Raw genomic sequence first — 6,348 nt, forward strand, 5'->3', positions numbered from 1 at the left:
CGCCCGTGCGGGACCTTCGGCCCTGTCCGGCGGGGCGCGGGCATTCCTACGGTCGGGACCGTGGAAAACCCTCGGGGCGTGACGAGCCGGACCCCGTTCCGCGCGCTGCTCGTCCTGCCCGCCGGCGTCGCGCTGCTCACCGGGCTCGCGACCGGGCTCGCCCTGCTCGGGCTGCCGTCCCCGGTCCCCGCCGAGCGCGTCCAGGACGCGCACGGCCTGCTCATGGTGCTCGGGTTCGTCGGCACGCTCGTCACGCTCGAGCGCACGGTCGCCGCACGACACCCGGCCGCCTACCTCGCACCCGCCGCGCTCGGGCTCGGCGCCCTCGCCCTGCTCTCGCCCGCGCCGCGCGCGCTCGGCCAGGGGCTGCTCGTCGCCGGAACGCTCGGGCTGGTCGCGATCTACGCGGCGCTCTGGCGGCGCCAGCCCGCGACCGCGGCCGCGGTCCAGGCCGCGGGCGCCGTGCTCGCGGTCGGGGGAGCGGCGCTGTGGGCCGCGGGCGTCGCCGTGCCGGACCTCCTGCCGTGGCTCGTCGGGTTCGTCGCGTGGACCGTGCTCGGCGAGCGCGTCGAGCTCGCGCGGCTGGAGATCGACGACCGGACCGAGCGCGGCGTCCTCGCCGGGGCGCTGGTCTTCGTCGGCGCCGCATGCCTCGCGCTGCTCGCCCCTGCGTCCGGGTACGCGCTCGCCGGGGCGGCGCTCGCGGCGTCGGCCGTCGTGCTGGCGCGGCGCGACGTCGCACGGCGGACCGTCCGCGCCTCGGGGCTGCCGCGGTTCGCGGCCGCGGCGATGCTCGCGGGCTACGCGTGGCTCGCCGTCGCGGGAGCGGCCTGGCTGCTCGTCGCCGCCGGCGCCGGACCGGCCGGACTCGGCCCAGAAACGACGCTGCGCTCCGGCACGACGTACGACGCCGTCGTGCACGCCGTGTTCCTCGGCTTCGGGCTGTCGATGATCATGGCGCACGCGCCCCTGATCCTCCCGGCCGTGCTGCGCCGCCCGCTCCCGTACCGCGCCGCGATGTGGGCGCCGCTCGTGCTCCTCCACGCGACGCTCGCGGTGCGGGTCGCGGGGGACCTCGCGGGGGCGGGGCCCGCCGCCGTGGCGGCCGTCCGCGTCGGCGGAGCGGGCAACGTCGTCGCGGTGCTCGGTTTCGTCGGGGTCGCGCTGTGGTCCGCGCTGGGCGGGGAGCGCGCGGCCCGGCGCTCGCGCGCGGACGGGCGCCTCGACCCCGCCGCCTCGGGGGACCGGTCCGCGGCCCCTTCCGACCACGGCGTTCCCGCCGTGCTGCCGATCGCTCCCGGACGGTGACCGTGCCCGCCTCGCCCCAGCGCCCGCCGCTCCTGTCGGCCCGCCCCGCCGGACCGCTCCCGGGCACCCAGAAGGTCGGCAGCACCGGCCGGAACCTGTGGCTGCACGCGCTCGTCCTCGCCTGGTTCGTCGCCGAGGCGGTGCTCGTCGTCGTGCACCGGTTCGTGCCCGAGGCCGTATGGCTCATGGTCCACGTGCTCATGCTCGGCGCGGTGAGCACCGCGATCCTCGTGTGGAGCCAGCACTTCGCGGACACGATGCTGCGTCGGCAGGCGCCCGGGGGCCGTCCGCTGCACGTCGCGCGGCTCGCGGCGCACACCGTCGGCGCGCTGCTCGTCCTCGCGGGGCTGCTCACCGAGGCGTGGGCGCTCGTCGTCGCGGGCGGCGTCCTCGTCGCCGCAGGCGCGCTCACGCACGCGGCCGTCCTCGCGCTGCAGGCCCGCGGTGCGCTCCCGTCGCGGTTCGGGGGCCTCGTGCGCTACTACGTGGCCGCGGCGGTGTGCCTGCCCGTGGGCGTGACGTTCGGCGTCCTCATGGCCCGCGGCGGCGCCGGGACCGCGGCGTACGGCCGCGGCTACGTCGCGCACGTGACCCTCAACGTGCTCGGGTGGGTCGGGCTCACGGTCCTCGGGACGCTCGTGCTGCTGTGGCCCACCGTGCTGCGCACACGTATCGAGCCCGGCGCCGACGCCGCGGCCCGGCGCGCGCTGCCCGTCCTCCTGGCGGGGATCCTCGTCGTCCTCGCGGCGTGCGCGACCGGGTGGCTGCCGCTCGTCGCCGTGGGGGCGGCGGTCGTGCTGGTCGGCACGGGCACGGTCGTGCGGCACCTCGTGGCGCAGGGCCGCGCGGCCCAGCGCGGGGCGTGGGGGTTCGCGGCCTGGAGCCTCGCGGCGTCGGTCGCGTGGTTCGCGGGGAGCGTCGCGGCGTTCGGCGTCCGGGTCGCGGCCGCGCCGTCGTGGGCCGCGGCGCAGGACGCGGTCGGCGGGCTGCTCGCGCCCTTCGTCGTCGGGTTCGCGGCCCAGGTGCTGCTCGGGGCGCTCACCTACCTCGTGCCCGTGGTGCTCGGCGGGGGCCCGGCGCGCCGGCGGCGCACCGAGGCGGTCGTCGGCGCGGGCGGGCTGTACCGCGTGGTCGTGGCGAACGGCGGACTCGCGCTCTGCCTGCTGCCGCTGCCGTCGTGGGTGCGGGTCGCGCTCTCGCTCGTCGTGTTCGGCACGTTCCTGGCGTTCCTCGTCCTCACGGGCCGGGCCGTCGTCGTCGCGCGCCGCGAGACCCCTGCGGCGGTGGGGACCGAGGCCGCGCCGCCGTCGGGCACGGCCCGCGACGACGCGGCGCGCGCGGTCGCGGCGCGTCGGGACGCGCAGGCACGACGGCCGCGTGCCGGGGCGGTGACCGCGGCCGTGGCGACGCTCGCGCTCGCCGTCGTGGGCGGCGTGGCCGCGGACCCGGTCGCCGCCGGGGTCGGGTCGGGCGGGACGTCCGGCGCGGCGACCAGCACGGCCGCGGGCGGCACGACCGTCGTCGCGACCGGCCGCACCACGACCGTCGAGGTCGAGGCGGCCGACATGCGGTTCGTCCCGGACGTGATCCCCGTGCCCGCGGGCGACCGGCTCGTCGTCGAGCTGACGAACACCGACGACGACGTGCACGACCTCGTGCTCGCCGACGGCTCGACGACGGGTCGCGTCGCGCCGGGCGAGACCGTGACGCTCGACGTGGGCGTCGTGGTCGGCGACCTCGACGGCTGGTGCTCCGTGGCCGGCCACCGGCTCATGGGCATGACGCTCACGGTCGACGTCGGTGACGTCGGTGACGTCGGTGACGGCGGTGACGGCGGTGACGGCGGTGACGGCGGTGACGGGGGGACGTCCGCGGCCGGCGCGCCCTCCGCGGGCGCGCACGCGGGCCACGGGACGACGGGCGAGCGGTCGCTCGGCGCGTCCGACGCCGACCTGATGGGCGGGCCGGGCGACGGGTTCGTCGCGCGCGACGCGGCGCTCGCGCCCGCGGAGACCGACCCGGCCGGCGACCCGGTGGTGCACCGGCGCACGCTCACGGTGACCGAGGCGGTGCAGGAGGTCGCGCCGGGCGTCGAGCAGACGGTCTGGACGTTCGACGGGACCGCGCCCGGGCCGGTGCTGCGCGGGAAGGTCGGCGACGTCTTCGAGATCACGCTCGTCAACGACGGGACGATCGGGCACTCCGTGGACTTCCACGCCGGAGCGCTCGCGCCCGACGAGCCGATGCGCACCATCGCGCCGGGCGAGTCGCTGACCTACCGCTTCACGGCCACGCGGGCCGGGATCTGGATGTACCACTGCTCGACCATGCCCATGTCGCTGCACATCGCGAACGGCATGCTCGGTGCGGTGATCGTCGACCCGCCGGACCTCGCGCCCGTCGACCGGGAGTACGTCGTCGTGCAGTCCGAGCTCTACCTCGGCGCCCCGGGCGCGTCCGCGGACGACGCGAAGGTCGCCGCCGCGGAGCCCGACCTCCTCGCGTTCAACGGCTACGCGAACCAGTACCGGTACGACCCGCTCGCGGCCCGCGTCGGCGAGCGCGTGCGCGTGTGGGTGCTCGACGCCGGGCCGAACCGCCCGAGCGCGTTCCACGTCGTCGGCGGGCAGTTCGACACGGTGTTCCACGAGGGCGCGTACGCGCTCCCCGCCGGGACGTCGGGCGGCAGCCAGGTGCTCGGCCTGCTGCCCGCCCAGGGCGGGTTCGTCGAGCTCGCCTTCCCCGAGGCCGGGACCTACCCGTTCGTCACGCACGCCATGTCCGACGCCGAGCGTGGCGCCGCGGGCGCGTTCGCCGTGACGCCCTGACCGGCGCCCGCCGGCGCGGTCGTCCGCGCCCCCGGCCCGCAGACCCAGCACCCCACCCGGCGCTCGCGCCACGACCAGGAGGACCAGCATGGCCGCAGAACCGATCGAGATCACCGAGCCCCCGCAGCACGGGGCCGCGCACGAGGACGCGCACACGTGCGCGTGCGCGCACGACGACGCCGAGATCGTGCTCGACGTCCGCACGATCCCGCACGCCGTGCGCCACGGCGTCGTCTTCGGCGCGCTCGAGGCGCTCGCGCCCGGGGACGGGCTCGTGCTCGTCGCGCCGCACGACCCGCTCCCGCTGCTCGCGCAGCTCGAGGGCCGCGAGCCCGGGGCGTTCGACCGCGAGTACCTCTCGCGCGAGGCGAGCGAGGTGAGCATCCGCCTCACGCGCCGGCCGGTGCCCACCCAGGGCTGAGCCCTGGTCGACGGCGGTCCGCGCACGACGACGCCCGGCGGCACGGGGAAGGCCGCCGGGCGTCGTCGCGCCGTGTCAGGGTGCCGTCGGGGGCTCCCAGCCGCGGCGCGGGGCGCGTCCCGGCGCCGTCGTGGCCCGGCGCCGGTAGACGACGTACGGGCGCGTGAGGTAGCCGAGCGGCGCGGAGAACACGTGCACGAGGCGCGTGAACGGCCACAGCGCGAACAGCGCCATGCCGCACAGGACGTGGACCCGGAACGCGAGCGGGACGTCCGCCATCAGCGACGGGTCCGGCTGGAACGTGAGCAGCGAGCGGACCCACGGCGAGATCGACCCGCGGTAGTCGTACCCGGCGCCGAGGACCTGGTGCTGCACCGTCGCGAGCGTGCCGAACCCGATCGCCGCGCCGAGCACGACGTACAGGAGCTTGTCCGTGCGGGTCGTCACGCGGAACACCGCGCCCGAGAGGCGGCGCCGCAGCACGAGGATCACGAGCCCCGCGACGGTGAGGACCGCCGCGAACGTCCCCGCGACGGTCGCGACGAGGTGGTAGGCGTGCTCGTCGACGCCGACCGCCTCGAGCCACGGGCGCGGCACGAGGATGCCCACCACGTGCCCGCCGATCACCATGAGGATGCCGACGTGGAAGAGCGGCGAGCCGAGGCGCAGCCAGCGGTTCTCGTAGAGCTGCGACGAGCGCGTGGTCCAGCCGAACTGGTCGTGGCGGTACCGCCACACGTGGCCGACGACGAACACCGCCGCCACCGCGTACGGGACGGCCACCCACAGCAGGACGTCGAGCGGGCTCATCGTCGGGTCTCCTCGGTCAGGCTCGGGATCGTGGCGAACGGCGTGAGGTGGGACAGGTCGCTCAGGCCGACGAGCTCGGTGGGCGGTCCCGCGGCGACCAGGTCGCGGAAGCGTGCCGCGGTCGCGGACTGCATCGCGGGCAGCGTCGCGACGAGCGCCGCGACGACGTGCGCCCACGGGCTGCGCAGGGTCTCGAGCGCGGCGCGCAGCACCTCGATGCCGTCGCGGTGCGCGTCGAGCACGACGCCGGCGATCTCGCCGTCCGTGCGCGCGGAGAGCTCGAGCACCGTCGGCAGGTGGTCGGGCAGCTCCGAGCCGTCCGTCTCCCAGCCCGCGGCGCGGAACGCCTCGACGAACGTCACGAGCGCGGCGCCGCGCTTCCGGGTGTCCCCGGCCGCGTAGTACGACAGGTAGAGCGAGCACCGCCGCTTGAGGTCGAACGTCGTGACGTACGCGGCCTGGAGCTCGCCGAGCGACAGCGGCGCCGTCGCGTCGAGGAACGCGCGCAACGGCCGACGCACGCCGGGGGACAGCCCCGCGACGACGTCCTCGACGTCCGCGCGGTGGGCGACGGTCTGCGCGGTGGGGTAGTCGAGCAGGAGCGAGATGACGGTGTGCGCGGCGCGGCGCTCGGCGTCGGGCAGCGGACCGGACGACTCCGCACCAGGTCCCGCCGCGTCGGCCGACGCGCGCTCCCGCGACCGGGTCGCGCGGCTCATGCGGCACCGCCCGACGGCTCGGGGCCGTCCGCGCGTCGCGGCGGCGGGAAGAGCCCGCCCGGCGCGCCGTTGCCGTCCCAGTTCAGGAGGTTGACCCGGCCCGACGTGGACGGCGTGTACGGGCTCGCGGCGCGCTCCTCCGCGCCGACCGCGTGGAAGGACTCGCCGGTCGTCGGCCCCGCGCCCCCCATCCCCGGTCCGCCGTCGTAGTCGAGGGAGCAGGAGAGCTCGTCGAGCTCGCGGGCGATCTCGGTGTGGGCGG

5 protein-coding genes and 1 pseudogene are annotated in these 6,348 nt (G+C 77.2%); 3 read left to right on the forward strand and 3 right to left on the reverse strand.

The features are described 5' to 3' along the window. The first annotated feature begins 78 nt into the window (after nt 1–78). From GJV82_RS08445 to GJV82_RS08455, 3 genes are all read left to right on the forward strand, one after another. Nucleotides 79–1,308 (forward strand): hypothetical protein, encoded by a 1,230-nt coding sequence (locus GJV82_RS08445; RefSeq protein WP_318657431.1) that lies wholly within the window; start codon nt 79–81, stop codon nt 1,306–1,308. Nucleotides 1,309–1,310: 2 nt separating this feature from the next. Then, entirely contained in the window at nt 1,311–4,136 is a 2,826-nt protein-coding gene (locus GJV82_RS08450; RefSeq protein WP_318657432.1) for a multicopper oxidase domain-containing protein, read from the forward strand. A gap of 88 nt (nt 4,137–4,224) precedes the next feature. After that, the gene (locus GJV82_RS08455) at nt 4,225–4,557 is read left to right on the forward strand and encodes a DUF2249 domain-containing protein (RefSeq protein WP_024841173.1); all 333 of its coding nucleotides are present in this window, start codon (nt 4,225–4,227) and stop codon (nt 4,555–4,557) included. A gap of 75 nt (nt 4,558–4,632) precedes the next feature. On the opposite strand, the gene narI is transcribed toward GJV82_RS08455, so the two are convergent. The 3 genes and pseudogenes from narI to narY all read right to left on the reverse strand — a co-directional run. Continuing rightward, on the reverse strand, nt 4,633–5,367 hold the full coding sequence (gene narI, locus GJV82_RS08460) for a respiratory nitrate reductase subunit gamma (protein ID WP_155098907.1): 735 nt from the start codon (nt 5,365–5,367) through the stop codon (nt 4,633–4,635). Further along, nucleotides 5,364–6,086, reverse strand: coding sequence for a nitrate reductase molybdenum cofactor assembly chaperone (narJ, locus tag GJV82_RS08465; protein ID WP_155098908.1), 723 nt, complete (start codon nt 6,084–6,086; stop codon nt 5,364–5,366). The genes narI and narJ overlap by 4 nt, the downstream gene beginning before the upstream one ends. Further along, a pseudogene (gene narY / locus GJV82_RS19405) lies at nt 6,083–6,348 on the reverse strand (nitrate reductase subunit beta); the annotation flags it as partial. The gene narJ and the pseudogene narY, both read right to left, overlap by 4 nt.

This window comes from Cellulosimicrobium composti (genome assembly GCF_009711085.1).
Classification (GTDB): domain Bacteria; phylum Actinomycetota; class Actinomycetes; order Actinomycetales; family Cellulomonadaceae; genus Cellulosimicrobium; species Cellulosimicrobium composti.

Bases quoted from the DNA above. Each gene is read 5' to 3' on its own strand.
- GJV82_RS08455 (WP_024841173.1), top strand. From the start codon at position 4,225: ATGGCCGCAGAACCGATCGAGATCACCGAGCCCCCGCAGCACGGGGCC.
- narI (WP_155098907.1), bottom strand. From the start codon at position 5,367: ATGAGCCCGCTCGACGTCCTGCTGTGGGTGGCCGTCCCGTACGCGGTG.
- narJ (WP_155098908.1), bottom strand. From the start codon at position 6,086: ATGAGCCGCGCGACCCGGTCGCGGGAGCGCGCGTCGGCCGACGCGGCG.